The 1999-nt window shown below is 66.3% G+C and carries 1 protein-coding gene; it reads left to right on the top strand.

What is annotated here, in order from left to right:
- Positions 1-158: 158 nt before the first annotated feature.
- The gene (locus tag ACWEN3_RS45870) at positions 159-1886 is read left to right on the top strand and encodes an IS1634 family transposase (RefSeq protein ID WP_452984302.1); all 1728 of its coding nucleotides are present in this window, start codon (positions 159-161) and stop codon (positions 1884-1886) included.
- The last annotated feature ends 113 nt before the right edge of the window (positions 1887-1999 follow it).

Here is a 1999-nt window from a genome sequence, read left to right as displayed (position 1 = left end):
ACCTGCGTTCCGCGTAATTCGGGGGTTCTGGAGTCCCTACCGGGCTGAAGGTGCAGGTCAGTGGGCTGGAGGCTGGTGACGCGGGCGAATTCGCCTAGAGACGCGATTCTTCGGATTCGCCTGCGCTGAACTGGAGTTGCTCCGTAGGGTCTGGAGTCGTGTATGTGAAGACGACGAAGCGGGAGAACAAGTCCGGCACGGTCCGGTACCTGCACCTGGCCCACAACGAGTGGGATCCGGTGAAGGGCCGGGCGGTCCCGAAGGTCCTGTTCACGTTCGGCCGTGAGGACGACCTCGACCGGGACGCGGTGAAGCGCCTGGTCGCGTCTCTATCGAGGCTGCTGGAGCCGGGTGAGGCACTGGCGTCGACGGCGGCGGGTGACCTGGAGTTCGTCTCGTCGGTCCCGTTCGGCGGCACCTATGTCCTCGATCATCTCTGGCGGCGGCTGAGGATCGACAGGATCGTCGGGCAGGTCGGGCAGCCCAAACGGGGTCGGCGCCGGGACATGTCGGTGACCGAGCGGGTGCTGTTCTCCCTGGTTGCGAACCGGGCCCTGGCTCCGTCGTCCAAGCTGGCCGCCGCGGACTGGGTCACGCACGACGTGCATGTCGAGGGCCTGCCGGCCACCGACGACGACGCCTGCTACCGGGCGATGGACTGGCTCCACGAGGTGACCGACGACCTGGAGAAGCGGGTGTTCGACGAGGTCGCGAACCTCCTCAACCTCGAGGTCGACCTGCTGTTCTTCGACACCACCAGCACCTACTTCGAACTGGCGGAGGGCGACGAATCCGTCGCCCGCGACGACAGGGGCCGCCTCCTGACGGACGACCGCCCACCCACTGAAGAGGACGGCGAGCCCGCGGATCAGGCCGGGTTCCGCACCTTCGGCAAGTCGAAGGACTCCCGCGATGACCTGCCGCAGATCGTGATCGGGATGGCCGTCACGAGGGACGGGATCCCGGTCCGCGTCTGGTCCTGGCCCGGCAACACCGGTGACCAGAAGCTGATCCGGCAGGTCAAGGACGACATGCGGGACTGGACCCTCAGCAAGATCGTGTGGGTCACCGACCGGGGATTCTCCAGCGAACGCAACCGCCGCTACCTCCGCCAGGGCGACCATGCCTACATCGTCGGCGAGAAACTCCGCTCCGGCAGCCCGGAGGTGAAGGCCGCCCTGTCCCGCCAGGGCCGCTACGGCGAGATCGCCCAGAACATGCGGGTCAAGGAGGTGCGGATCTCCGAAACCGAACGGTTCGTGATCTGCCACAACCCCGAAGCCGCCACCCGTGACCAGCACATACGCGAACAGCTCGTCTCCCAGCTCACGGCCCTGATCGAAGACACCGACAAGCTCAGCGACTTCAAGCGTGGCGAGCTCCGCGGCAAGATCGCCGACAAGCCCGGCCTCAACCACTACCTCCGCACGACCCCGGCTGGCAAGCTCCGCATCGACACCGCGAAGATCAAGGCCGAGGAGAACCTCGACGGCAAGTACCTGCTGCGATGCTCCGACCCGGACCTGTCCGCGGAGGACATCGCGCTCGGCTACAAGCAGCTCCTCGAAGTCGAACGGGGCTGGCGGGACATGAAGCAGATCATCGACCTGCGGCCCGTCTATCACCGGCTCGAGGAACGCATACGCGCACACGTCGTCCTCTGCTGGCTCGCCCTCCTACTGATCCGCATCATCGAGACCACCGCCAACGCGACCTGGACGACCGTCCGCCGCAAGCTCGACCGGCTCCACCTCGGCACCTTCACCGGCCCTACCGGCCTGTTCCGCCAGGTCACTGCCCTCACCAAGCCCCAGACCGACCTGCTGGCCAAGCTCAACATCCCCGCACCGAAGCAGATCATCGCCCTCGAACCCGCACCCCGCTGACCAGCACGAACACCAGCGCCTAGAGAAACGCCTCTCAGGCGCCCTCACCCATGTCCGCGCAGGTCAGACCCCAGATTCGTGACTCTAGGACGCTGAATTACGCGGAACGCAGG

The sequence above is a fragment of the Streptomyces sp. NPDC004561 genome (genome assembly GCF_053602155.1).
Note: the sequence above shows the minus strand (reverse complement) of the source record. Positions and strands in the feature narration are given on the sequence as shown.